At 47.0% G+C, this 25,139-nt stretch carries 27 protein-coding genes and 2 pseudogenes; 19 read left to right on the forward strand and 10 right to left on the reverse strand.

All coding sequences use genetic code 11. The annotated features are described in order from the left end of the window. Window positions 1-101: 101 nt before the first annotated feature. Entirely contained in the window at window positions 102-1,379 is a 1,278-nt protein-coding gene (locus GNE05_RS02630; protein WP_156240260.1) for an Nramp family divalent metal transporter, read from the reverse strand. Window positions 1,380-2,035: 656 nt separating this feature from the next. Here GNE05_RS02630 and GNE05_RS02635 point away from each other — a divergent pair. After that, window positions 2,036-2,389, forward strand: coding sequence for a hypothetical protein (locus GNE05_RS02635; RefSeq protein WP_007410203.1), 354 nt, complete (start codon window positions 2,036-2,038; stop codon window positions 2,387-2,389). A 58-nt stretch (window positions 2,390-2,447) separates the two neighbouring features. On the opposite strand, the pseudogene GNE05_RS02640 reads toward GNE05_RS02635, so the two are convergent. The 3 genes and pseudogenes from GNE05_RS02640 to GNE05_RS02650 all read right to left on the reverse strand — a co-directional run. Further along, a pseudogene (locus GNE05_RS02640) lies at window positions 2,448-2,663 on the reverse strand (DUF2188 domain-containing protein); the annotation flags it as partial. A gap of 57 nt (window positions 2,664-2,720) precedes the next feature. Beyond that, a complete protein-coding gene (locus GNE05_RS02645) occupies window positions 2,721-3,128 on the reverse strand; it encodes a DUF5360 family protein (protein WP_015416856.1) in 408 nt (135 codons plus the stop codon). Further along, window positions 3,125-3,490, reverse strand: coding sequence for a DMT family transporter (locus tag GNE05_RS02650; protein WP_007609539.1), 366 nt, complete (start codon window positions 3,488-3,490; stop codon window positions 3,125-3,127). The genes GNE05_RS02645 and GNE05_RS02650 overlap by 4 nt, the downstream gene beginning before the upstream one ends. 166 nt (window positions 3,491-3,656) lie before the next feature. On the opposite strand from GNE05_RS02650, the gene GNE05_RS02655 reads away from it, so the two are divergent. The 4 genes and pseudogenes from GNE05_RS02655 to GNE05_RS02670 all read left to right on the forward strand — a co-directional run bounded on the left by GNE05_RS02655 (window position 3,657) and on the right by GNE05_RS02670 (window position 5,763). Next, window positions 3,657-4,463 carry an EcsC family protein gene (locus GNE05_RS02655; protein WP_160182402.1) on the forward strand — a complete coding sequence of 269 codons (807 nt, stop codon included), beginning with the start codon at window positions 3,657-3,659 and terminating at the stop codon, window positions 4,461-4,463. Window positions 4,464-4,562: 99 nt separating this feature from the next. Then, window positions 4,563-4,934, forward strand: a pseudogene (gsiB, locus tag GNE05_RS02660) (glucose starvation-inducible protein GsiB). A gap of 134 nt (window positions 4,935-5,068) precedes the next feature. Continuing rightward, window positions 5,069-5,410, forward strand: a complete 342-nt coding sequence (locus tag GNE05_RS02665) for a cupin domain-containing protein (RefSeq protein ID WP_160182403.1) — start codon at window positions 5,069-5,071, stop codon at window positions 5,408-5,410. Continuing rightward, window positions 5,404-5,763 carry a DUF4937 domain-containing protein gene (locus GNE05_RS02670; RefSeq protein WP_160182404.1) on the forward strand — a complete coding sequence of 120 codons (360 nt, stop codon included), beginning with the start codon at window positions 5,404-5,406 and terminating at the stop codon, window positions 5,761-5,763. Before GNE05_RS02665 ends, GNE05_RS02670 begins: the two co-directional genes overlap by 7 nt. A gap of 35 nt (window positions 5,764-5,798) precedes the next feature. Here GNE05_RS02670 and GNE05_RS02675 read toward each other — a convergent pair whose 3' ends face one another. After that, window positions 5,799-6,620 (reverse strand): manganese catalase, encoded by an 822-nt coding sequence (locus GNE05_RS02675; RefSeq protein WP_012116856.1) that lies wholly within the window; start codon window positions 6,618-6,620, stop codon window positions 5,799-5,801. 84 nt (window positions 6,621-6,704) lie between these two features. Next, window positions 6,705-7,757, reverse strand: a complete 1,053-nt coding sequence (locus GNE05_RS02680; protein ID WP_007609559.1) for a TRAP transporter substrate-binding protein — start codon at window positions 7,755-7,757, stop codon at window positions 6,705-6,707. Window positions 7,758-7,837: 80 nt separating this feature from the next. On the opposite strand from GNE05_RS02680, the gene GNE05_RS02685 reads away from it, so the two are divergent. From GNE05_RS02685 to GNE05_RS02720, 8 genes are all read left to right on the forward strand, one after another. Then, a complete protein-coding gene (locus tag GNE05_RS02685; protein ID WP_021495084.1) occupies window positions 7,838-9,460 on the forward strand; it encodes a two-component system sensor histidine kinase DctS in 1,623 nt (540 codons plus the stop codon). Continuing rightward, window positions 9,435-10,106 (forward strand): two-component system response regulator DctR, encoded by a 672-nt coding sequence (locus GNE05_RS02690; RefSeq protein ID WP_060560266.1) that lies wholly within the window; start codon window positions 9,435-9,437, stop codon window positions 10,104-10,106. The genes GNE05_RS02685 and GNE05_RS02690 overlap by 26 nt, the downstream gene beginning before the upstream one ends. A gap of 108 nt (window positions 10,107-10,214) precedes the next feature. Beyond that, the gene (gene dctP, locus GNE05_RS02695) at window positions 10,215-11,471 is read left to right on the forward strand and encodes a C4-dicarboxylate transporter DctP (protein ID WP_012116859.1); all 1,257 of its coding nucleotides are present in this window, start codon (window positions 10,215-10,217) and stop codon (window positions 11,469-11,471) included. Between the two features lie 185 nt (window positions 11,472-11,656). After that, entirely contained in the window at window positions 11,657-12,706 is a 1,050-nt protein-coding gene (locus GNE05_RS02700) for an AI-2E family transporter (RefSeq protein ID WP_101670016.1), read from the forward strand. A 101-nt stretch (window positions 12,707-12,807) separates the two neighbouring features. Next, entirely contained in the window at window positions 12,808-13,734 is a 927-nt protein-coding gene (locus GNE05_RS02705; protein WP_012116860.1) for an ABC transporter ATP-binding protein, read from the forward strand. Then, window positions 13,727-14,494 (forward strand): ABC transporter permease, encoded by a 768-nt coding sequence (locus GNE05_RS02710; RefSeq protein WP_007410217.1) that lies wholly within the window; start codon window positions 13,727-13,729, stop codon window positions 14,492-14,494. Before GNE05_RS02705 ends, GNE05_RS02710 begins: the two co-directional genes overlap by 8 nt. A gap of 94 nt (window positions 14,495-14,588) precedes the next feature. Next, window positions 14,589-14,924 (forward strand): hypothetical protein, encoded by a 336-nt coding sequence (locus tag GNE05_RS02715; protein WP_007410218.1) that lies wholly within the window; start codon window positions 14,589-14,591, stop codon window positions 14,922-14,924. Between the two features lie 114 nt (window positions 14,925-15,038). Next, complete coding sequence (locus GNE05_RS02720; RefSeq protein ID WP_014416959.1) at window positions 15,039-16,184, forward strand: acyl-CoA dehydrogenase family protein; 1,146 nt, start codon at window positions 15,039-15,041, stop codon at window positions 16,182-16,184. 25 nt (window positions 16,185-16,209) lie between these two features. Here the strand turns inward: GNE05_RS02720 and fbpB are convergent, their stop codons facing one another. Both fbpB and GNE05_RS02730 read right to left on the reverse strand, forming a co-directional pair. Continuing rightward, the gene (gene fbpB / locus GNE05_RS02725) at window positions 16,210-16,356 is read right to left on the reverse strand and encodes a Fur-regulated basic protein FbpB (RefSeq protein ID WP_003156206.1); all 147 of its coding nucleotides are present in this window, start codon (window positions 16,354-16,356) and stop codon (window positions 16,210-16,212) included. Then, on the reverse strand, window positions 16,343-16,522 hold the full coding sequence (locus GNE05_RS02730) for a Fur-regulated basic protein FbpA (RefSeq protein WP_003156203.1): 180 nt from the start codon (window positions 16,520-16,522) through the stop codon (window positions 16,343-16,345). Before GNE05_RS02730 ends, fbpB begins: the two co-directional genes overlap by 14 nt. Before the next feature lie 216 nt (window positions 16,523-16,738). Between GNE05_RS02730 and GNE05_RS02735 the strand changes: the two genes are divergently transcribed. After that, window positions 16,739-17,632, forward strand: coding sequence for a cation diffusion facilitator family transporter (locus GNE05_RS02735; RefSeq protein WP_017419229.1), 894 nt, complete (start codon window positions 16,739-16,741; stop codon window positions 17,630-17,632). Here GNE05_RS02735 and GNE05_RS02740 read toward each other — a convergent pair. Then, window positions 17,629-17,946 carry a thioredoxin family protein gene (locus GNE05_RS02740; RefSeq protein WP_003156200.1) on the reverse strand — a complete coding sequence of 106 codons (318 nt, stop codon included), beginning with the start codon at window positions 17,944-17,946 and terminating at the stop codon, window positions 17,629-17,631. The two genes, GNE05_RS02735 and GNE05_RS02740, sit on opposite strands and share 4 nt — an antisense overlap. Before the next feature lie 153 nt (window positions 17,947-18,099). Here GNE05_RS02740 and GNE05_RS02745 point away from each other — a divergent pair, with 153 nt between their 5' ends. From GNE05_RS02745 to GNE05_RS02765, 5 genes are all read left to right on the forward strand, one after another. Continuing rightward, window positions 18,100-19,185, forward strand: a complete 1,086-nt coding sequence (locus GNE05_RS02745; protein ID WP_003156199.1) for a D-alanine--D-alanine ligase — start codon at window positions 18,100-18,102, stop codon at window positions 19,183-19,185. A 76-nt stretch (window positions 19,186-19,261) separates the two neighbouring features. After that, window positions 19,262-20,632: a UDP-N-acetylmuramoyl-tripeptide--D-alanyl-D-alanine ligase gene (locus GNE05_RS02750; protein ID WP_160182405.1), complete on the forward strand. Its 1,371-nt coding sequence runs from the start codon at window positions 19,262-19,264 to the stop codon at window positions 20,630-20,632. A gap of 330 nt (window positions 20,633-20,962) precedes the next feature. After that, a complete protein-coding gene (gene cshA / locus GNE05_RS02755) occupies window positions 20,963-22,447 on the forward strand; it encodes a degradosome RNA helicase CshA (RefSeq protein ID WP_014416963.1) in 1,485 nt (494 codons plus the stop codon). A gap of 116 nt (window positions 22,448-22,563) precedes the next feature. After that, complete coding sequence (locus tag GNE05_RS02760) at window positions 22,564-23,043, forward strand: PH domain-containing protein (RefSeq protein WP_003156195.1); 480 nt, start codon at window positions 22,564-22,566, stop codon at window positions 23,041-23,043. Then, window positions 23,033-24,499, forward strand: a complete 1,467-nt coding sequence (locus GNE05_RS02765; RefSeq protein ID WP_061861875.1) for a PH domain-containing protein — start codon at window positions 23,033-23,035, stop codon at window positions 24,497-24,499. Before GNE05_RS02760 ends, GNE05_RS02765 begins: the two co-directional genes overlap by 11 nt. Here the strand turns inward: GNE05_RS02765 and GNE05_RS02770 are convergent. Beyond that, window positions 24,496-25,095 carry a rhomboid family intramembrane serine protease gene (locus tag GNE05_RS02770; protein WP_003156193.1) on the reverse strand — a complete coding sequence of 200 codons (600 nt, stop codon included), beginning with the start codon at window positions 25,093-25,095 and terminating at the stop codon, window positions 24,496-24,498. The two genes, GNE05_RS02765 and GNE05_RS02770, sit on opposite strands and share 4 nt — an antisense overlap. Window positions 25,096-25,139 lie beyond the last annotated feature (44 nt).

The raw sequence follows: 25,139 nt of genomic DNA on the forward strand, positions 1-25,139 counted from the left end.
AAAACTCCGATTTTTCTTCTATCATACCAAAAACGCCCGGAAAAAGATACGAACGGTACCCGGCGCCAAAAGAAAAACCGGCCGCTATGGCCGGTTTTTTTCTAACGGAAGGAATCGTAGATCACAAACAGATTAAGCGCGATCACCAAAACCGCAATCAGCCAGGCGAGAGCCGTCACCCATTTTCGGTTCGTCAGGGCGCCCATCAGGCGTTTGTTGCTTGTAAACATAATCAGCGGCACGAGCGCAAAGGCGATGCCGAATGAAAGAACGACCTGGCTCCATACGAGCGCTTCTGTGGCGTTGACCCCCGAGATAATGATGATCATCGGCGGAATGATGGTAATGAAACGCCGCAAATAAAGCGGGATACGGTAACGGATGAAGCCCTGCATGATAATATCGCCTGACAATGTGCCGACAGAAGAGCTTGAAAGCCCTGCGGCCAGCAGCCCGATCCCGAAGAGAATGGCTGAAGCCGGTCCGATATAGTGGCCGAATTGCTGATAAGCCACGTCTAAATCTTCTACATACAGCCCGTTCTTGAAGAAAAGCGCGGCAGCGACGATGAGCATGCTTGCGTTAATCGCCCCGGCGATCACCATCGCGATAAGTATGTCAATCGTCTCGAATCTAAAAATCTTTTTCCGCTCACTATCCGTTTTTCCGACGACACGGCGCTGTGTCAGTGCGGAATGTAAGTAAATGGCATGCGGCATCACGGTTGCGCCGAGTATCCCGGTTGCCAGAAGCACACTGTCCATTCCGTCAATTTTCGGGATAAACAGCCCTTCGAGAACGGAAGCGGCGTCAGGTTTGGCAAAGAAGGTTTGCAGAGCGAAGGCGATCACCACGACAAACAGAAGTCCGGCGATGCCCGCTTCCAGCGCCCGGTAACCCCGGCGCTGCAGCTCTAAAATCGCGAATGATCCGATTGCCGCGATAATGGCCGCTTCAACCATCGGTATGCCGAACAGCAGGTTCAGCCCGAGCGCCGCCCCGATAAATTCTGCCAGATCAGTTGCCATAATCACCAGTTCACCCTGTATCCACAGCCCGGCTGATACCCATTTCGGATACCGGTCTCTGGCGATTTCCGGAAGGTTTTTACCCGTGGCAATGCCGAGCTTCGCAGAAAGAACTTGAATTAAAAAAGCCATCAAGTTTGAAAAGAGGATGACCCACAGCAGCATATACCCAAATTTCGAACCAGCTGAGATATTCGTAGCGAAGTTTCCCGGATCAATGTAGGCAATCGCCGCGATAAAGGCTGGGCCTAAGAAAGGCAGAAGCCGCTTGAATCCCTTGCTTTTGCCGTCAAGTGCATCCTGCACGGCTTTTGCTTGCAGTGATTGTGCTGAGATGTCTTTGCTCATTATGTCTCACCTAAATTCCGATAGATTTTTAGCTAAATAACAAAAAGTTTCCTAGATGCAAATTATTTTATCTACATCATAAATCCGCTATTATGAGATGTCAAGTTCTTTATGTTCAATAAACCGGTACATTGATGCCCTGTTTTATCTATGGTATGTATCCCGCCGAAGAAAGGTCCGAAAATGAAAACGGCATCGTTCCGGGAAAGAAGCGATGCCGTTCGCAAAGCGTGTTTCCGCGTCCGATCATGCGCGGATGCGTTGAGCGTTCTTTTAAAAAGATGAAAAGAGGACACTTGCTCATATAACTTCACAACTTCCTGTCCGCCCAACTGATCCTGAGAAAAAGACGCTGTATTTCCTCCGTTTTCCCGGGTAAATAGAATAATAATGTTTCTTTCCATTGGAAGATAAAACCTTTCTGTACCATTCAAATGACCTCCGGAAAAACTCCGGCCGCTCTGAATAAACGTTTGAATCAACGATATATCAGTGATTCCAGTCCAATAAACCGCTGTTATTTATCAAATAAAGAATCGGCATGGTCACTTGCGAAGAAAAGAAGTTGGAGCATTAGACTTATTTCAGTTTCCCGGGCAAAAAAGTATAATAACGTCAGGAAAGCTTTCCAGCCATATGATAAAAGAGGGGGAATTTTCTTGGTACGTCGTTTGTCGATCATTTCTTTAGCCATGATTTTTGCTGTTTCTTTATTCGCTTTTGGCGGCTCTGCATCAGCAGCAGCTTTCAAACCTAAAGCTGAACCGGACGTTTCCATTTTAGCCAGCGGGGGCACAGTCGGTATTTACGGTGCTAATATGCGCTCATGCTCTAAGGTCAGCTGTTCAACGATCACAACATTCTCAAGCGGTAAAAAAATTACAGGTTCTTGGGTAACCGGAGAATATGTTCAAGGCCACTACACCAATTCTAATAAATGGCTGAAAGTCACGTATGCAGGAGCGACAGGCTACGTTTCAGTCACCACACTATCTTATTATTACGGTTTATAATCAGAAAAACCTCGTTCTCTTGAGAGCGGGGTTTTTCCTTTATTCCGATTCAATTTCCGCGTTTCGTTTCATCATCGTGTTTCATCAGCTGATCGATTTCTTCCTTAGAAGCGTTTTTTTTCCACTCTTTCGCCTGACTTGTCGCAATGGGAATGGCCCGTCCTTCTTCATAACCCTCATCTATCATCGCATTCGCGATTTCGATTGCTTTTTTCTTCACAGGTTCCTCGAGATTCTTCAATGATTGCGGATAATCCTTCATAGACCAAGGCATGTCTATCACTCCTTTATGAAAAGTGTTTCCCGCCTGGAGAAAAAGAAAACCGCTTCATCAAAAAGAATGACAGCTAGTTTTACGAGAGACCAGCAATTTCCGAATAAAATATAAAGGATAAAGAAGCAAGTACAGATTGAATGCCCACCACATAAGATCAAAATCACCGATAAATACCCAAAAGGCAATCGCTTGCAGGCCTGAACAAAAGGTCAGCACAAGTGATATTAATGCGAAAGAGCGCCATAACGCATGTTTCCGTTTATAAAGAAACAAGCTGTACAGCCCGGTTATCGAAATGAAAATATCTAAGGGAAAGAATGACCAGTTCCAGGCCATTATCATGGCGTTATCATAATCTTTAAACACCATGTTTTTTGGAATCCACTCAAAAAAAGTAACAATCCAATAAACGATAAATCCAATATCTGTAATGAGGAAGAGAACCTTTAACCCTTTCATCATCTGTTTCTGTCCGTATGAACGCTGATGCCGTTTGATGATGTTTCACTTTCAGAAATAAAGTTTAAGGAAACAACACCGATGATGATCAGAAGAACAGAGACAGCTTTTATGACAGAGAACTGTTCATGAAAGAAAAAAATTCCGATCGCGGAAATCAGCACGATCCCCATTCCCGACCAGACCGCATACGCGATGGAGACACTTATATATTTCAAAGTCAAAGTAAGAAAACAAAGGCTGCCGATATAAAACAATAATAATAAAATACTTGGGACAAGTTTTGTAAATCCATTTGATAATTTCATGCTGACCGTACCCAATACTTCAAAAATGATCGCTAAACTTAAATAAATCCATTGCATTCAACATTCTCCTTCAATCGTATTATTCAAAATTATACAATATATAGAATTTGAAGAAAATTAAACAATGGAATGTTTTCCGGATAAAAAATCCGGCCGGGTGTAAAAAGAAAACGCCATAAAGGTATACTATGAACAAAGAAATCAGAAAGGACGTGCAGGACGGGTGACAGAAGAGCGGACAGACCTGGAAAGACAACTGAGAGATATTCAAAAATGGGAAAAGGCGCAGCAGAGGGTGATGTTCTGGCAAACATTCACCCGCTTGCCGTTTCAGCTTTTGGACAAGCTGACACCGCAATTTATTCAGAGGAAAATCGGACTCATTCTCGATGAAACGGGAACGTTTATTCAGTCAGGCGGACAGTACCTGACATCAGAAAAGCGCATCATGAAAAAGTTTCAAAAACGGCTGCCGCATGGTACATGTCAAACGCTTCGCGACATCCGCAATGCGCCGCTTGCCGTCATGGACGAAATCGCAGAAGCCATAGCGCGTACAAGCGTAAAGGCCGCGACGGTGCAGGGAGCCGCAACGGGAGTCGGCGGCGTATTCACGCTGGCGGCAGACATTCCGGCGATGCTCGGCCTGTCCTTAAAGACGCTGCAGGATATCGCGGTTGCTTACGGCTTTGATCCGAAAGACAAAAAAGAACGCGTGTTTATCGTCAAATTGCTCCAGCTTGCATCCAGTGACGTCATCGGAAAAAAAGCGATCCTGCAAGATTTACGGCAATATGATCAAAACGACAGCGCCTATCAGCGCGTCGCCTCGCAAATCCAAGGCTGGCGGGAAGTCGTTTACAGCTACCGCGATACGTTCGCTGCGAAAAAACTGCTGCAAATGGTTCCGGTCGCGGGCATCATCTTCGGCGCGTCCGCCAACCGTTCAGCTTTAGAAAGCATCGCGGAAACAGGCACCATGCTTTATAAAAAACGCCGGATTCTAAAACGCATGCACGATACAGAATGATAAAAACCACCCGAAAACACATTCAATGTGTTTTCTTTGTTTAGCAGTTCTGAAATCGGGAAACCAACAACCAACACCAATTAAAGGAGGAATTCAAAAATGGCACAAGATAATAACAAAATGAGCAGAGAAGAAGCAGGTAAAAAAGGCGGAGAAGCGACAAGCAATAACCATAACAAAGAATTCTATCAGGAAATTGGTCAAAAAGGCGGAGAAGCAACAAGCAAAAATCACGACAAAGAATTCTATCAGGAAATCGGTGAAAAAGGCGGAGAAGCCACAAAGTAAAATCACGACAAAGAATTCTATCAGGAAATCGGTGAAAAAGGCGGAGAAGCCACAAGCAATAACCATGACAAGGAATTCTATCAAGAAATCGGCCAAAAAGGCGGAGAAGCCACTAGTAAAAATCATGACAAAGATTTTTATAAGGAAATCGGCCAAAAAGGCGGAAACAGACGAAGCAGCTAATAAAAGCATAAAAGGCAGACAATCTGCAGATCAAAAGCGATCCGGCGCACCAGCTGGATCGCTTTTTATTTTGGGAAAATCTTGATCTGAGCCGCCTTTGCGATACAATAAAATGAAAAAGGGGTTTTTCACTCGTGTCTGACATGCTGAATTTGCTCGCTATCGCCAGTAAAGTCAAAGAAAAACACGACAATTTTTCAATCGCGGAGATCAATGACCACTGTGTGCGCCTCGCAGTGTTTACGGGAGAATATGACTGGCACCATCACCCTGACTCAGATGAATGGTTCATCGTTCTGGAAGGGGAGCTGCTGATCGATTTTAAGGACAAAGAAACCGCAGTGCTCAAAGTAAATGACAGCCTGCTCATCCCGAAAGGCACGATTCACCGCACCCGCTCTTACGTCAGAACCGTGAATCTCTGTGTTGAGCATACGCATGCGAAAACAGTCATCACAGAGGAACGGTCATGCTAATCAAAAAGATTGTATGTGAAACAGACGCTGCAAACGCTGAAGCATTTGCGCAAGCACAGTCAAGGTGGGAAGCATTATCATGTGTAAATGGCTTCGTCAAACAGGCCGGCGGGTGGCGGAAAAACGCAGACGGCCTGTTCATCGCAGAGATCATCAGCGTTTGGGAGAACAGACAGGCCTATGATGATTTTATGGAGAACGAACATGACCGCCTATACGAAGAAATCGAGCAGAAGGCTGCGATTCTTTCAATAGAAGTGATGCTGTACGAAGAGGATGAACCTGTCATTCACGAGCTGTTACATCACCCGGACATCCGATACGAACCGAACTGGACGGTTCAGAAGGCATAATGAAAGCCCAAAACAGTTTGTTTTGGGCTTTGTCTTTACTCGCGTCCGGGAAGCGTGTTGTGGACATACGGCGGGACGGGATCCAGCTTAGCTATTTCGCCGTGCGCTTTCGGTTCCTTTTCGTATTCGAATGGTTCTCCGTCCGGAGCTGTTTCCTTCAGCCAATTTTGTTCAGCGCTTTCTCCGCCATCTGAGAAATGAATAAGCTTATGGGAGAATGACTGTTTTTCCAGCGCCTTCGGGAATGTGGAAGGAACGATCGGACCTTCCTGTTCTTCTAATTCTTTAATGGCCGCAAGCCATTGGTTTTGATGCATGGTATCACGGGCCAATAAAAAGCTGAGCATATCTTTCACGCCTTTATCATCGGTCATTTCATACAGGCGTGCGACTTGAAGCCTTCCTTGTGATTCGGCGTTCAGATTGGCGCGGAAGTCTGCCAGAAGGTTTCCGCTTGCGACGATATAGCCTGCGCTCCACGGAACGCCCGTGCTGCTCTCCGGCATTGCGCCGAGTCCTGAGACAATTGCATGATGCGGATTCATCCCGCCTAAAATGGACCCGATGACCGGATCATCAGCCGCTTTTTCCTGCTCTGCCAGCGGGGCGTCTTCTAACAGTCTCGCAATCATCGTCGCGATCATTTCGACATGGCCGATTTCTTCCGTCGCGGTATCCATCAGAAGATCCTTATATTTTTCATTGCCCCGTGTATTCCATCCTTGGAACAAATATTGCATGGCGACGGATATTTCCCCGTATTGTCCCCCTAAAATTTCCTGCATCTTTTTTGCGAACAGCGGGTCAGGACGATCCGGTTTAGCCGGATGCTGCAGTTTTTTCGTATGTGTAAACATGTCTCCATCTCCTTTTTTTGCTCTGTCCCTATTTACTTCCCCGGCGGGAAAAGGGATGAAACGGAGATGGGCGTATTGGTCCTGCTAAGGCTCGCGGCGCAAGGATAACAAATCCTGCACAAGCCCGCGGCCGATTACCTGTTCATATTGTCCGTAAATCGGGTCGAGGCGTTTCATCCATGTGTTCTTTTCCGCTTTGCTCAGCACATGAATATGAATGGATGAATTCTTCTTTATCTCTTCAAGCTGGTCTTTATTCATTTTCTCAGCGGAGGCTTCGTTCCATTCCGTCGTTTCTCTCATCGCCTCCGTTAAGATGGCTCTCGTTTTTTCTGTCTGTGAATTCCAGAAATGCTCGTCGGTCATCACGGCATAACCGAGGTACCCGTGATTGCTGATTGTCAAATAATCTTGAACATTATAAAATTTTTTAGAATAGATATTTGAAATCGTATTTTCTTCTCCGTCTACAAGATTGCTTTCCAAGAGCTGAAACGTGGAATTAAAGGAATCCTGCCGCGGGTGCGCGCCGAGCAGACGGTATTGGTCTTCGATCACGCTGCTCGGCATGATCCTGAGCGCCTGTCCTTTCAAATCGTCCGGAGTGAAGATCGGTCCTTTATTTGACGTAAGCTGCTTAAACCCGTTCGTCCAGTACGCCAGTCCTTTCAAATGATGCTTTTCTAATGAAGTGAACAGGCGTGTGCCGATTTTGCCGTTGAGGCCTTCTTGCACGGCTTTATAGTTTGTAAACGCGTACGGCAGATCCAAAACGCCCCATTCGGGAGACAGTGATCCGAGCTTTGAGGTGGAGGGAGCGATGAATTGCACGTCCCCGTTTTGGAGGGCGTTTATTTCTTCATTATCTGAATAGAGGCTCCCGTTTGGAAACACCTCTACTTTAATGGTGCCGCCGGACTTTTGATAGACAAGGTCGGCAAACTTATTCGCCGCCCGCCCTTTAGGCGTGTTTTCAGCAACGACATGGCTGAATTTGAAAACGATTTGATCTTTCAGGCCTTCCTGTTCGTCATCATAATACGGTTCTTCCGTTGAGAAATGATCATGAAAACCGATGAATAAAGCGGTTCCGATACCGAGTACCATCAGGCTGAGACAAGTCAGCAAGCTTTTCATCGAAAACCCCCTCCGCCATTTTCTATAACAAGCATAATCGGGCGGGCCGTTTTCGTAAAGAGACGGAAAGGAAGAGGCCAATGACGAAAAAAAAGCTCACCATCCGCTGGAAAATCACCATACTTTCGTATATCGTCGTGCTTTTTACCTTTTTGATCGTCGGCATCGTGCTGATTGGCAATATTCAGCATACAGAGGAGCGCGAGCTGAAAAAACGGCTGATGAATACCGCGCGGACGGTATCTGAGATGACCGATGTCAAACGCGCCCTCGAGCAGAAAAAACAAAGGGAAGACGTGCGCCATGCGGTCGAAGAAATAAGGATCATCAATGAAGCGGACTACATCGTCGTTATGGATATGGATCATATCCGCTATTCACATCCCGTCAGCACAATGATCGGAAAGCGTTCAAGGGGTGAGGACGAAGCCGCGGCTTTCGCCGAGCACATTTATTTTTCCGAAGCAAAGGGAGAGATCGGCACCGCCGTCCGCGCTTTTTATCCCATCAAAGACCGGGATTTGAATCAGATCGGCGTCGTTCTGGCCGGTAAAACGCTGCCCGGATTCGGTGAAATTCTTCTTCAGCTGAAACATGAAATACTGTTTATCGTTCTGCTGGCGCTCGGGTTCGGACTGGCCGGCTCCTTTTTGCTGGCCCGCCACATCAAAAAACAGATGTTTTGGCTGGAGCCCCATGAGATCGTGAGAATGTATGAGGAACGGACCGCTACGTTTCATTCGATGAATGAGGGCGTCATCGCGATCGATAATCAGCATCACATCACCATTTTTAATGAAAAAGCGAAGCAGATATTCAATGTAAGACAAGAGACCGATGGCAGGCTGATCTGGGACGTGTTAAAAGATTCGCGGCTCCCTGAGATCGTCGAGCGGAACCGAGCCGTATATAATGAAGAAATCCAAGTCAGCGGAAAGGTGATCATGAGCAGCAGAATTCCGATCGTCATGAAAAAGAAGGTCATCGGAGCCGTCGCCATTTTTCAGGACAGGACGGAAGCGGCGAAAATGGCGGAAGAACTGACAGGTGTGAAAAATTTTGTCGATGCGCTCAGAGTCCAAAATCATGAACATATGAACAAGCTTCACACCATCGCGGGACTCATTCAGCTCGGAAAATCAGAAAAAGCGCTCCAGCTTGCTTTTAAGGAATCATCAGAACAAGAAAGCGTCACCGATTTTCTTCATCAGGCCATTCAGAATGACGCTGCGGCGGGGCTGCTGTTAAGCAAAATCAAAAGAGGAAAAGAGCTTGGCATTTCTGTGAAAATTGATGAAAACAGCAGTTTCTCGGCATTTCCGGAGCATGTCGACCAGCATGACATTGTCGTCCTGCTCGGCAATTTAATTGAAAATGCGTTCGGCGCATTCGAAACAGCGGACACGGAGGACAAACATATTGACATCAGTATCGAGCAAAATGATGAAGTGCTTGCTATATTAATAGAAGACAACGGAAGCGGGATTTCCGATCAGCACATCCCGCGCCTTTATGAAAAAGGGTTTACCGTCAATAAAACGGGAGGAACGGGATACGGCTTGTACCTCGTCAAACAAATCGTCGACAAAGGGATGGGCGTTATTGAAGTCGACACACGGCAGGGACAGGGAACGGCATTTTCTATTTTATTTCCGATGAAGGGGGAGGAATCATTCGATGGACATCAAGGTGCTGCTTATTGAAGATGATCCGATGGTGCAGGAGGTGAATAAAGAATTTATCACCGGTGTTTCGGGGTTCAGCGTCATCGCCACAGCCGCTGACGGAGACGAGGGAATCAGGCTTATTAAAGATCTGCAGCCCGGGCTCGTGGTATTAGACGTATATATGCCGAAAAAAGACGGAATTAAAACGCTCCAGGAAATCAGAAAACAAAAGCTCGAAGTGGACGTCATCATCGTCTCGGCCGCAAAAGACAAAGAAACAATCCAGCTTATGCTGCAAAACGGTGCGGCCGACTATATTTTGAAGCCGTTTAAGCTGGAGCGGATGAGACAGGCGCTCGAAAACTATAAACAATATAAACGGAAAATTGAAGAGCATGACACCATGTCGCAAGAGCAGCTTGACATGCTGCTTAAAATTCCGCAAAATCCGTCCCGGGATCTGCCGAAGGGGTTAAATCATTTTACGATGAATGAAATTTTGACCTATATGAAACAGCAGACGGAGCCGCTTTCAGCTGAAGAAGCCGCCAAAGCGCTCGGAATCGCCAGGGTGACGGCGCGGCGTTATCTTGATTTTCTTGAGAAAGACGGCCAGATTAAGCTCGATATTCAATACGGGGGAGTGGGCCGGCCGGTTAACCGCTACAAATTCGTCCGCTAGCCGAGACCAAAAAGACCAAAATGTCCGTTATGATCATAAGCTTCCCCTCTTCGTTTGAAAACGCTATCATTTTCATATAGACGCAGCGAGAGGCAAGGGGGAGCAGGGATGAAAATTTTCAAAAATCTTACGGTGCAGGTCATCACGGCGGTTATCATCGGCGTCATTGTCGGACTCGTATGGCCTGAGGCCGGGAAGCAGATGAAGCCGCTCGGCGATACATTTATCAATGCGGTAAAAATGATTATCGCACCGATCATATTCCTGACGATCGTGCTTGGCATCGCCAAGATGGGAGACATGAAAAAAGTCGGCAAAGTCGGGGGAAAAGCATTTATTTATTTTGAAGTCGTGACCACCATCGCCCTTATTATCGGACTTCTGGTCGTCAATATCATGAAACCCGGTGAGGGGCTTGATTACAGCAAGCTTGAAAAAGGGGATGTCTCCCAGTACACGCAAAACGGGGGACAGGGGATTGACTGGATTGAATTTATCACTCACATCGTTCCGTCAAATATGGTTGACGCTTTCGCAAAAGGCGACATTCTTCAGGTCTTATTCTTTTCTGTTTTATTCGGTGTCGGCCTGGCGGCGCTCGGTGAAAGAGGCAAAAGCATTATTGATTTCTTTGATAAACTGTCGCATGTTTTTTTCAAAATCATCGGCTACATCATGCGCGCGGCGCCGATCGGCGCATTCGGGGCCATGGCCTATACGATCGGGCACTTCGGCCTTGATTCCATCAAGCCGCTGGCGAGTCTGATGCTGTCTGTATACGTTACGATGTTCCTGTTTGTATTTGTCGCTTTGAATATCATTTGCAAACTATTCGGTTTCAGCTTGTGGAACTATCTCCGTTTTATTAAAGATGAACTGCTCATCGTTCTCGGCACAAGCTCTTCTGAGTCCGTCCTTCCGCGGATGATGGATAAAATGGAGCGCTACGGCTGTTCCAAATCGGTTGTCGGCCTTGTCATTCCGACGGGATATTCTTTTAACCTGGACGGCACCTCGATTTATCTTTCAATGGCGACGGTTTTTCTGGCGCAGGTGTTCGGCGTTGACCTTACCATCGGCCAGCAGGTTACGATCATTCTCGTGCTGATGCTGACATCAAAAGGCGCGGCGGGCGTAACCGGAAGCGGATTTATCGTGCTCGCCTCCACTTTATCGGCGCTTCAGGTTATTCCGCTGGAGGGGCTGGCGCTGCTCCTCGGCGTCGACCGCTTTATGAGTGAAGGAAGGGCGATCGTCAACCTGATTGGAAACGGAATCGCCACCATCATCGTAGCCAAGAGCGAAAATGAGTTTGACGAAGCGAAAAGCACACAGGCCGTAAAAGAAATGAAAACGGCGGTATAAAAGGAAAGGAACGGCATGCATCGGGCATGCCGTTCTTTTTTTCGGCCGCCATGAGTAAAAAAGATAAATTTGTTTAAATTTATTAGGAGGTGGACAAAGACCTTAGCGTCATTTTGTTATATAATTTACAATTAGAGAGTGAAAGATGAAATCTAAGGGCTTTTTGTCCTAGCAGGAGTGTATAAATGGCGGCTATTTTTAAATTTTTTCAGCATCCGGGTGTCAGACGTTTTTCGGTTTTTCTTGTTTTGACTGGGGTGTTAGTTGTATTCCGAAGTATGATTAATTTGATTTTGCTTACGTTTATTTTTACTTTTCTGATGGATCGGCTGGAGACTGTCATCCGGCACGTGTTGAACCATTTTTTCCGGATCAGCCAGAGGGTGGTCATCACCGTTTTATATATTGCGCTGGCTGTCGGGGCGACTGTCGGAGGCTTTGTCTTTTACCCGATTGTTGCCAAGCAGATTGAACAGCTGATTAAGCAGATCAAGCACATCGCGTATCATCCCGATGTCATTCCGTTTTATGATGAGATATCGAGCGTGTTCGGCGATATCAATATCGGTTCCTATGTAAAAGAAGGTTTTAATGTACTGTATACATACTTGGCCGATATCAGCACTTTCGGTTTGCAGGTCGTGATGTCACTGATTCTCAGCATGTTTTTCCTGTTCGAGAAAAAGCGGCTCACGGAGTTTATGAAAAAATTTCAGCACAGCAAGCTGTCTGTTTTTTACTACGAACTTGCTTATTTCGGCAGCAAGTTTGCGAGAACATTCGGCAAAGTGCTTGAAGCCCAATTTATTATTGCGCTGGTGAACTGTATCCTCACCTTGATCGCATTGGCGATTCTGCATTTTCCGCAGCTGTTCGGCCTGTCAATCATGGTCTTTTTCCTCGGGCTCATTCCCGTGGCGGGTGTGGTGATTTCGCTCATTCCGCTCAGCATCATCGCGTATACGACGGGCGGCGCAGCGTATGTCATCTACATCGTGCTGGTCATTTTCGTCATCCATGCGATTGAGACGTACTTCCTTAATCCGAAACTGATGTCAGCGAAAACGGAACTGCCGATCTTTTTTACCTTTACGGTTCTGATTTTCTCGGAACATTTCTTCGGCATTTGGGGCTTGATTATCGGAATTCCGATTTTTGTGTTCCTGCTTGATATTCTGGATGTCGTCAATAATGAAGAGAAGGAAAAAAAAGGACCGGTCCCGGATAAGACATAACGTCGGCTCCGGCTCTTCACGAATATATGACTAATGTTATAATGCAGACAGTGCCTATGTACGGGCACTGTTTATTTTTTGTGAAAAAGGAGGAAGGCTGTATGACTGAGCCGATTTTACATATTGAAGGCCTTGACAAAACAATAGGCAAGAAGCACATTTTAAAAAACATCAGCATGGATGTCAGGCAGGGCGAGATCATCGGTTTGCTCGGTCCGAACGGGTCGGGAAAAACCACACTTATCCGAATCATCGTCGGTCTTTTAAAGAAAAACAGCGGCACGATTACAATTAACGGCTTTCAGCACGATGCTGATTTCGAAAAAGCGCTTGAATCCGTCGGAGCGATCGTGGAAAATCCTGAATTCTACCCATACCTGACGGGGTGGGAGAATCTGAAGCACTTTGCCAACATGCACAAAAACATCAAAGAGGACAGGCTTCAGGAAGTCATCGAGCGGGTCGGGCTCACAAATGCCGTTCATGACAAAGTTAAAACGTATTCCCTTGGTATGCGTCAGCGTCTCGGGATTGCACAGGCCATTCTTCACCGTCCGAATCTGCTCATTTTAGATGAACCGACAAACGGGCTTGATCCCGGCGGAATGAAGGATTTCCGCGATCACTTAAAGGAACTCGCGGAGCTTGAAGGGACGAGCATCCTTTTTGCGACGCATTTATTGCGTGAAGTGGAGGACCTTTGCGACCGTGTCATCATCATTCAAAAAGGTGAGATCAAAACAGAGGTTGTTCTGCGCGGCGCTGAGGAAAAAGAAGAAAAAGCCGTCCTCGACATTCAGCCGGCTGACGAAGCATTCGAATGGCTGTCCCAACAGCAATTTGCTCCGGAGAAAAACGGCGGGGGCATTACCGTCACCGTAGCGAAGAAGGACATCCCGGCATTAAACCGTGCGCTCGTCGGACAAGACTTTCTCGTGTATTCCATCATGCCGTATGCGGAATCGCTGGAGGATGAATTCATGAAAGTGACGACGGCGCTTCAAGAGGAGGGGGAGACGAATGTTTAAATTGACAGCGAATGAGCATATGAAACTCTTTAACCGAAAAGTCTCATTAGTGGCGCTGATTCTGATGGCCGTTCTCCAATTTATTATGGCGCTTGTCATTAAACGGCTTGTCATCAGTTCCGGAACGGATGAGAATTTCATCGGCTATATGGCGTACGCGCCCGGGCTGAATATTCTGCTTGAGGCATTAACGATCGTGATCGCGGCAACGATCATTTCCGCTGAATTTGATAAGAAAACGATCAAATTTCTGTTAATCCGCCCGGTAAAGCGGGAGCGGATTTTTGTATCTAAACTCATTACCGTATTTTTGGTCAGCTTGTACCTGTATGCGGCGTACTATATTCTGTCTCTGCTGTTCGGCATGGCTTTCTTCGGCGTGTCGGTGACATCTGAATCAGGGACGCTTCTGATGAACACCCTGAAAGTAATCGGCACGAACTGGGTCGAGGCGTTTGCGATGGCATGCTTTGGCTTGTTGTGTTCTTCTGTATTCCGAAACAGCGCAACGGCCGTCATTTTGTCATTTATCGTGCTGTACGGCGCAAAATCACTCGTGACGATTATGTCGCTCTTCCAAAACAAATGGGGAAGTTTTCTGCTGTTCGCAAATACTGACCTGACGCAATATATGAGCGGGGCGAAACCGCTGTTTGCGGGAATGACGCCGTTATTTTCCGCAGGCATTATCATTATCCATATCGTATTCTTCTTAGCCGTCGCTTGGTGGAGCTTTTGCAAACGCGATGTTCGGGTATAAAGTAAAGGAATGACATTTTTGTGAAAAAGATCACGATAAATCAATAATTTATGCTATTTTGATTTATAATAAAGGTAATGACGGAGGTGCTCACTTGAGAAATTTTATTACCGCATTACCGATTGTGTTATTGCTTGGTTTTTCCTTTGTGTCATTCATGTTCCAATTCGAACATCTTGTTTATTTCAGGCTTGCGCTGGGTTTGTTTTCTACAGTGGGGCTGTTTCTCTTATATAAAATGAAGTCGGGATTCCGTTATTTCATCATCTACCTGTATGCAAGCTGGATCGTGCTTGCGGCGGTTACCGCGTTTGAAGAGCCGATTTTTTCAAGCTTTTTCTTTGGCGGGCTTGTGATGACGATGGGTTATCTCACATATATGCTGATTTATCTCGGGCTCAAGCAGGACCGCGGCCCGGAAGCAGTCTGAACGCGCTATTCCATGGAATAGCGTGTTTTTTTGTACAGCCTCACAGTTGCGAAACGAGACTTGAATCTCTATAATACTTATTAACTTTATCGGAATTATAATGGGGGGATTCCAGTGTCTTTATGGATACAGAATGAACGGCAGAGGGAATGGGTGGAAAAAATCGGCCTGCTTGCAGACGAATTTCAAAAAACAGCCGCGCTTGATGATGAGGCGGGCCGTTTTCCCGCGGAGAAAATTCAAAGACTGCGCGACGCGGGATATACGGCGTTAACGGTACCTGAGGCATTCGGCGGTGCAGGCATTTCCGTTTATGATATGGTGCTGTTTCAGGAACGGCTGGCGCGGGGAGACGCGGCCGTTGCTCTCGGAATCGGCTGGCATTTATCCGTCATGGGTGAGCTCGGAGAAGGAAACAGCTGGGATGAAGGTGTCTTTTCATTTATCACAGAAGAGGTGAAAAAGGGAGCCGTCCTGAACAGGGCAGCGACGGAACGGCAGACCGGCAGTCCGACGAGGGGAGGAAGACCCGGCACCTCCGCTGTCAAAAAAGACGGAAAATGGGTGCTGAACGGCCGAAAAACCTTTACAACCCTTTCGCTGACTTTGGATTATATGCTTGTGACGGCATGGATTGAAGAAAAACAAACGACCGGTGTTTTTCTCATTCATAAAGATCAGGCAGGCGTTTCAGTCGAAGAAACATGGGATATGATTGCCATGAAGGCGACCGGAAGCCATGATCTCCTTTTAGATCATGTCACGGTCAGTGATGAGCGGCTTGTGGAGCTTATCAGCGGGCCGAGAGCGGCGAAAGTGAATGGCTGGCTGCTTCACATTCCCGCTGCTTATCTGGGTATCGCTCAAGCGGCAAGGGACTATGCCGTCCGGTTTGCATCCGAATATTCGCCGAACAGCCTGAACGGACCGATTAAAGACGTGCCGGCCGTTGGGCAGCGTGTCGGGGAAATGGAGCTCGAATTGTTAAAAGCGAGACAGTTTCTCTTCACGGCGGCGCAAATGTATGATGACCCGAAACGCCGCCCTTTCATCAAAAGCGAGCTCGGCGCCGCAAAACATATTGTGACAAATGCCGTCCTTTCTGTTGTTGATAAAGCAATGAGAATCACCGGCGCAAAAAGCCTGGAGCGAAATAATCCGCTTCAGCGGTATTATCGGGATGCCCGGGCCGGCCTTCACAATCCGCCGATGGACGATGCGGTCATCGGCAAATTAGCGGCGGAAGCCTTTGAGCAATAAAAAAAGAGCCTGAAAAAGGCTCTTTTTATGTATGGCTGTTGTGCCGGAGCAGTTTTTGATGCTTGCGGTCAATTCTGTCATAGATCACATTCATCAGCTTTTGATTATTCATAATGGCCGCCTTGTTTTCTTTTATCAGCTGTTCGTATGTTTTTATTTTACGTTTCGCCATGAGCCCGCACCTTCCTTACATATTTGTATTCGCTTTCTAATTCTCCGAGCGATAATTCATATAAATGCCGTTCCGACTTTTTGTATATTCCGTTATTGATCAGCAAATGGATCAGATGTTTTTTTCGTCCTTCAACTGATGATCTGAGCTGAGGAGAAGACCTCATGATTACCCTCCTAATCAAATGATATTGAGAATCATTATCAGTTAATGAAAGTATACAATGGGCATATTCATATGTAAAGGAAAAATACCGCCAATTTTTCGACAAAAAGTTTCCCGGGGAATAATGCTGTCGAATTGATTGTGTTTCTGTCAGATCAAAGCTGCTATTTTTCCGCTTTTCCATCCATACTATGAATGAGAATGGAGGAGTCCTTACATGAATGATCAAACGGCAAACTTAAAACGGGGCGAAAAAGGCGCGATTCTTAATATCGCCGCGTACCTCATCCTTGCCGCCGTCAAACTGGTGATCGGTCTTATTTATCATTCCGAAGCGCTCAGAGCGGACGGGTTAAATAATGCCACGGATATTGTCGCATCACTGGCTGTGCTGATCGGGCTCCGGATTTCCCAGCGCCCCGCGGACAGTGATCATGCCTACGGACATTATCGGGCTGAAACAATTTCTTCATTAATTGCGTCTTTTATTATGATGGCGGTCGGTATTGAAGTGCTGATCGGAGGAGCAAAGGCGATTGTCAGCGGAACGGAGGCCGAGCCGAGCTTCATTGCGGCATGGACGGCGCTCGGAAGCGGGATTGTAATGTACGGCATGTATGTATATAACAGCCGACTTGCGGATCGGGTTAAAAGTTCTGCCCTTCATGCGGCGGCGAAAGACAGCCGTTCTGACGCCTATGTCAGTATTGGGGCGTTTATAGGCGTCTTAACGGCCCGGCTTCATCTGCCGTGGATTGATCCGGTTATTGCTTTTCTGATCGGAATCATCATCTGTAAGACGGCATGGGACATCTTCAAAGATGCTTCCCACTCATTGACGGACGGATTTGATCTGAAAGATTTGGAGCCGTATAAACACACGGTGAAAGAAATAAAAGAGGTCAGCAGGCTGAAGGATGTGAAAGCAAGGTATTTGGGGAGCACGGTTCATGTGGAAATGGTCATTACGGTAGATCCGGGACTGTCTGTGAAAGAAGGCCACGAAGTAGCCGATGAGGTCGAATATGCAATAAAACATGAACATGATGTGACTCATGTCCATGTTCATGTAGAGCCTGAAGTCATAAACAAAGATCGTGAAACGAATTAAATATGCTGTGATAAAAACTCTGTGACTTCTTCGGGCGTTTTCGCGTTTGCGCTGTGAAGATGCGCTTTCTTTTCGCCGTTTTTAAAGATCAGAAGGCTCGGTATGCCCATTACCTGATATTTGTCGGCAAGCTCAGGGAGCTCGTCTCTGTTCAGTTCATACCAATCATTTTGATTATATTCTTCCAAAATATCGCCGATGAACATATTCATGCGCGTGCAGTCAGGGCACCAGTCAGCGAAAAATTTCACGATGATTTCCTTGTCGGATTGAATAAGTTCATTAAATTGTTCTGTTGTACTGATTTTTTTCATATGACACATCTCCTTTTCCATGCCATTTTAATATAAAATAAAAAGGAATTACATACAAATGCTTTCATATTCAGAATGCCCAAAAATAATTAGATCATTTTCTGAGGAAAGTGATAAGATAGTAAAGATGAATTGTTGTGGGGGGAATATCCATTGAAAACAAGTCTAGGATTGGTGTACGGCGGAAAGTCAGCCGAACACAATGTATCGCTGCAGACAGCATTAGCTGTAACAAAAGCGCTTAATACTGAGAAGTTTGATATACATCCGATTTACATCACTGAAAAAGGAGAATGGCAAAGAGGCCCGCTGCTGACTGAGCCGGTTTCCAACGTGAAAATGCTTCAGCTGGAACAAAACGGTGAAAGTTTCGCTCTATCAGCATTGAACCGGGAAATGTTTCCTGAAGCGTCGCCTGACGAAAAGGCGCCGATCGATGTCGTATTTCCGCTTCTCCACGGACCGAACGGTGAAGACGGCACCATTCAGGGTCTGCTGGAATTGCTGAACGTTCCTTATGTCGGCAACGGGGTGCTTGCATCATCAGCCGGCATGGATAAAGTCATCATGAAGCATTTGTTCGCTCAAGCGGGGCTTCCGCAGGCGAAGTACGCCGCTTTCTTAAAAAAGGACTGGAAACAGACGCCGGACAGCTGCTTACAGCAGGTTGAAGAGGAGCTTGGGTATCCATGCTTCGTCAAACCGGCGAACCTCGGATCAAGCGTCGGAATCAGCAAATGCAGAAACCGTGAAGAGCTTGAAAAAGCCTTCGAACTGGCTTTTGAGTATGACCGGAAAATTGTGGTGGAAGAAGGAATCGCCGGAAGAGAAATCGAAATCGGCGTACTCGGAAATGACGAACCGAAATGCTCCGCCGTCGGTGAAATCGCGCCGAAAACCGACTTTTACGATTACAAGGCGAAATATGAAGACGGCGACACGGATTTAATGATTCCCGCGCAAGTGACGGATGAACAATATGCGGAAATCAGCGAGATGGCGATTAAAGCCTTCAAAGCGATTGACGGATCAGGCCTTGTCCGCGCCGATTTCTTCCTGACCAATGACGGTCAAGTGCTCATTAACGAAGTGAACACAATGCCGGGCTTTACGCCATTCAGCATGTTCCCGCTGCTTTGGAAAGAAGCAGGCGTAGATTACAGTGATCTGATCGAACAGCTGGTTGAGCTGGCAAAAGAACGCCATGCCGAAAAACAGCTGATTAAACATACATTTTAATGAAGACGGACACTGCCTGAAGGGGCAGTGTCTTTTCCCGTAACAGACAACATTTTCAGAAAGCGAGGTGCCACCTTTGATAAAGCGAACTGTAAAACGAATCGCAGACATGGTCAAAGGCACACTGACAAATCCCGTATTTGAACAAACAATGATTGAGGGCGCCGCAACCGATACGCGGACTTTGGAAAAAAATCAGCTGTTCATTCCTTTAAAAGGCGAGCATTTTAACGGCCACACCTTTGTGCCGCAAGCATTCGAAAAAGGCGTTTCCGCGGTATTGTGGGACCGCTCTGAACCGAATCCGCCGGAAGAGCGAGCTGTCATCCTTGTCGATGACACGCTGGAGGCGCTGCAAACATTGGCAAAAGCTTATTTAAAAGAGCTCGGCACACGGGTTATCGGGGTGACCGGGAGCAACGGAAAAACGACAACGAAAGACATGCTTCACGCCGTTCTCGGCACGCAGTACCGCGTTCACAAAACCGCCGGCAATTTCAACAACCATATCGGCCTGCCGCTGACCGTGCTTGCCATGCCTGAAGATACAGAAATCGCCGTTTTAGAAATGGGAATGAGCGCGAGAGGCGAAATTGATTTTCTGAGCCGTCTTGCTGAACCGGAAGCTGCCGTCATTACCAATATCGGCGAATCCCACATGCAGGATTTAGGCTCAAGAGAAGGAATTGCGGAGGCAAAACTTGAAATTATAAACGGACTTCGGGAAGACGGCGTTCTGTTTTGTTTCGGGGATGAGCCGCTGCTTCGCGAAAAGACGTACACTTGCCGGACAACGACATACGGCGCAGGCGCGGACAATGATCTCCGCCTGAAAGAAATAAAACAGGCGGAAGAAGGCACGTACTTCAATATCGACGGAATCGGCCGTTCTTTCTTTATTCCCGTTCTCGGCAGACATAATGTCATGAATGCCATGGCCGCATACGCCGCCGGCATCTATTTCGGCATTACGCCGGAAAATGCCGCTCTGGGACTGAGCCGCCTGAAGGTGACGGGGATGAGATTGGAACTGGTCAAAACGGACAACGGCATCTCGATCGTAAACGACGCATATAATGCGAGCCCGACGTCAATGAAAGCGGCGGTCGAATTAATCGAAACGATGAAAGGCTATCGGAAGAAAATGCTCGTGCTCGGTGATATGCTTGAACTTGGTGATGAAGAAAAAGCATTCCACGAAGAATGCGGAGCTGCGATCAATCCGGCGGAAATCGACCATGTATTTACTTACGGCACACTCGGCGCATTCATCGCTGACGGAGCGCGCCGGCGTTTTGAAGAAGGGCGCGTCAGCCATTATCTTGACAAAAAAGAACTGCTTCACGCCATACAGGAAATGGCCGCTTCCGGCGATCTCCTTCTGTTTAAAGCATCGAGAGGTATGAAGCTCGAAGAAATCGTTAAAGATTTATTAGAGAAGCACTGAAAAAATACTGATCAGCATCATAAAAATATACAAAAATGAAGAAACTAATTCAGGGTGAAATAATTCTGTCCGTATGAAAAAGAAAGACCGCCGGCTGGGAAATCCCGTCCGGCGCGGGGTCCGGCCCCGTTCGCGGGAAGAATCCGGTCAGGCCGCTTCCGGCCGCCTGACCATCTCGCCTTATTGAAAAACACATAGTGTAATGGTAAGATTAAACGTAAAGTAATTCGGGCTTTGTATACGTATGATCCTGTCCTTTGGATGAAAGGGCGGTTTTTAGTGGTAAATCACGACATTACTGAAACAGCAATCAGAAGGAGTTTGAATAATTTGACTATAACGTTTCAAGATTTCCAATTAAGTTCTGATCTCATGAAATCAATCAATCGTATGGGATTTGAAGAAGCAACACCGATCCAGGCACAAACGATTCCGCTCGGACTTTTAAATAAAGATGTCATCGGACAAGCGCAAACAGGTACAGGTAAAACAGCTGCGTTCGGTATACCCCTTGTTGAAAAAATGAACCCCGAGTCTCCTAATATTCAAGCAATCGTAATCGCGCCAACCCGTGAATTAGCCATTCAAGTATCTGAAGAGTTATATAAAATCGGACAAGATAAGCGTGCGAAAGTACTGCCTATTTACGGCGGCCAGGATATCGGACGTCAAATCCGCGCATTGAAGAAAAACCCGCATATCATCGTAGGTACGCCGGGGCGTCTTCTTGACCATATCAACCGCCGCACGATCCGTTTAAATAACGTGAACACGGTTGTCATGGATGAGGCTGATGAAATGCTGAACATGGGATTCATTGATGACATTGAATCCATTCTCTCAAACGTGCCGAGCGACCACCAAACGCTCTTATTCTCAGCAACAATGCCTGCGCCGATCAAACGGATCGCAGAGCGTTTCATGACTGAGCCGGAACACGTAAAAGTAAAAGCGAAAGAAATGACTGTGTCCAACATTCAGCAGTTCTACTTGGAAGTGCAGGAGCGCAAAAAATTCGATACGCTGACTCGTCTTCTTGACATTCAGTCTCCGGAACTTGCGATCGTATTCGGACGTACGAAACGCCGTGTCGATGAGCTTGCTGAAGCCCTGAACCTTCGCGGATATGCGGCTGAAGGAATTCACGGCGACTTAACGCAGGCGAAACGTATGGTTGCGCTTCGCAAGTTTAAAGAAGGTGCGATCGAAGTGCTTGTAGCGACTGACGTTGCCGCCCGCGGACTTGATATCTCAGGCGTTACCCACGTTTACAACTTTGACGTGCCTCAAGATCCTGAAAGTTACGTTCACCGTATCGGAAGAACGGGCCGTGCAGGAAAAACGGGTATGGCGATGACGTTTATCACACCGCGTGAGAAAAGCATGCTTCGCGCGATTGAACAAACGACAAAACGCAAAATGGACCGCATGAAAGAGCCGACGCTTGACGAAGCATTAGAAGGACAGCAGCAGGTGACGGTTGACCGTCTGCGCACGGCGATCAGCGAAAACAACCTGAACTTCTACATGACGGCAGCTGCGGAATTGTTAGAAGATCATGATGCAGTGACAGTTGTGGCTGCAGCCATTAAAATGGCGACAAAAGAGCCGGACAGCACGCCTGTACGCCTCACTGATGAAGCGCCGATGGTCAGCAAACGCTATAAAAACCAGCGTACTTCTAAGCGCAGAGACGGCCAAGGCGGCGGCTACCGCGGCGGCAAAGGGAAAAACAACAACCGTTCTTCCTACGATAAAAAACGCTCAAGCGACCGCCGTTCTTCAGGTGACAGACGCCAGAAAAAATCATACTAAAACACAGGAAGCGGACCCTTTTACGGGGTCCGCTTTTTTTTGATATGCCGGAAAGTGAATCTTTTTTGCAAATCAGCCGTATTTGTATGTATGATAAAAAATGGGAGGTAGGTATGTTGAGAGCACAGCCAAAAAATCGAATCAGTCCAAGCGGCTTAAAAGTCTGGCGTCTTCAGGAAATCATCCTGTCCGCCTTCTGTCTTCTGGCCGTTATAGCAGCAGCTGTTTTAAGCCATTTCTTCCATTGGCCGTATTGGATCACCGGAGTCCTCGGCATCATTTGGGTTATCGGTTCAGTAATATCCGTCTATGCCATACCGAAAATCAGGCACAGGATCTGGCGCTATGAAGTCCATGAAAATGAAATTGATATTCAATCCGGCATTTTTATTGTCAAACGGGTCATTGTGCCGATGGTGAGGGTGCAGCACGTAGATACTTCACAAGGCCCGCTCCTCAGAAGGTACCGTCTGGCCTCAGTCAAAATCTCCACGGCGGCAACCGTTCATTCCATTCCGGCGCTTGATATGGAGGAAGCTGACCGGCTGAGGGATTCCATTTCCCGTCTGGCAAGGGTGACGGAAGATGATGTCTGAGCCGAAACGTCTGCATCCGGCGGCCGTGATTTTGAACTTATTCCATATTATTATCGAAACCATTAAAAACATTATTCTGCCATTTTTTCTCGTCTATATTGTAAACTCCAACCACTTCATCCGCTTTTACGGAGGCATTGCGCTCGCCGTCCTGCTTATCTGGCTGATTACGGCTAGTGTGATCGAGTGGAGAAAATTTACATACCGGATTGAGGACGGAGAATTCAGAATTGAAGAAGGCTTGTTTTTTACGAAAAAGAGATACATCTCCATTGACCGGATTCAATCAATGAATACGAGTGCCGGCATCATTCAGCAGCTTTTTAAGCTTGTTAAGCTTCAAATCGAAACGGCCGGCGACGGGAAAAACGCTGAAGCCGTCTTATCCGCCATTACTGTGGAAGAGGCGGAACGGATCAGAGCGGCTGTTTTTCAGCAAAAAGCGGAGCAAGAAGAACGAGGGGAGACCGCAGCGGAGCAGGAACCGATGCGCGGGGAAGATGTGCAATCCGTTTACCGCCTGTCTGTAGGTGAGCTGCTTATGGCCGCCTCAACATCCGGGGGAATCGGTGTCATCATCTCAGCGGTATTCGCCCTCTTTTCTCAGATTGATGAAGTACTTCCGATGGACTGGCTCTATGACAGGTTTTCCTTTCTCAAGCATGCGAGCATCGGCATATACGCCGTGATCATTTTCATAGGATTGTTCATCGCCTGGCTGTTAAGCATCGCCGGTATGATGATCAAGCATGCCAACTTTAAAATAGAAAAAAAGGAACACGAATTGGTTATTACCAGAGGAATTATTGAAAAGCATCAAGTGACAATCCCGCTCCGTAAAATCCAAGCCATTAAAATGAAAGAAAATGTGATCAGGCAATTATTCGGATACGCGACGGTTGCGATTGTCAGCGCCGGCAGTGCGGGGAATGAGAAAGAAGGAGCACAGACGATTCTGTTTCCGATCATCCGCAAATCAAAGCTCGGTGTGATGCTAAATCGTTTCACACCGGATTACGTGCTGGAAGAAAACCGGAATCATTTGCCGAAAAGGGCGCTGCGCCGGTATTTATTCCGATCTATAATCTTCTCGGTTTTCGTGATCATCCCGCTTTGTATTCTGTTTAAGCCGTGGGGATATGCATCGCTGCTTGTGCTTCCTGTCGAACTGGTGCTTGGATATGCTTCGTTTAGGACAGCGTCATGGTGCATAAACGGCGGCAGGCTTCAGATCACCACGAGGCTGATCGGGAAGACGACCACGATTATGCTGAGAAGAAGAATGCAGATGTTTGAAGTCAGCCGCTCCTTTCTGCAAAAAAGAAGGCGGCTCGCATCTGTGGCTACCGCAGTGAAATCAGCTCACCACATGGAGCTTGTCATGCTGAAGGATGTCAGCGAGGAAGATGCCGAACGCATCGGGCGCTGGTATTCATATGAAAAAGCGGACGGTTAATACCGCCGCTTTTTTTGCTGCACGCATAAAAAGGAAAGCAAAAATCCGCCTGCCAGTCCGAACAAATGCGCCATAATGTTAATATTAGAGTTGATAAACGTCGACAGCACCGCGATGATAAGCAGGGTCATAATCATTTTCGACTGATCCCGGCCGATCAGCTCCTTGCGGAAAACAGTCAGAAACACATACACGCCGAAAAGTCCGAAGATCGCGCCGGATGCGCCGACATGCACATAATCAAGCGGTTCGGCAAGATACGTGCCGATATTGCCGATGATGCCCGATGCGATGTACACAATCAGAAAACGGACTTTTCCGAGCATCTGCTCAAGCGGGGGCGCGAATAAAAAGAGAGACATGGAGTTAAACAAAAGGTGAGTGAAATTCGCATGTAAAAACATCGGTGTCACCAGCCGCCACCATTCTCCCGAGGAAACGCCGTAATTATAGCCGGTCACAGCATCTGACCACATCATGACGGAATGAAGCGGCATACTGAAAAACAGCCATAAGAACGCCTGCAGCGCCAAGATACAGCTGACGGCCGGATAACGTCTGATAAAAGTCTGGAAATTTTCCGTTCGTATAAACATCGCAAGCCCCTTTGCATCTGATTTGTTACATATATAGTAACACG

This window comes from Bacillus sp. AM1(2019), from assembly GCF_009906915.1.
Classification (GTDB): Bacteria; Bacillota; Bacilli; order Bacillales; family Bacillaceae; genus Bacillus; species Bacillus velezensis.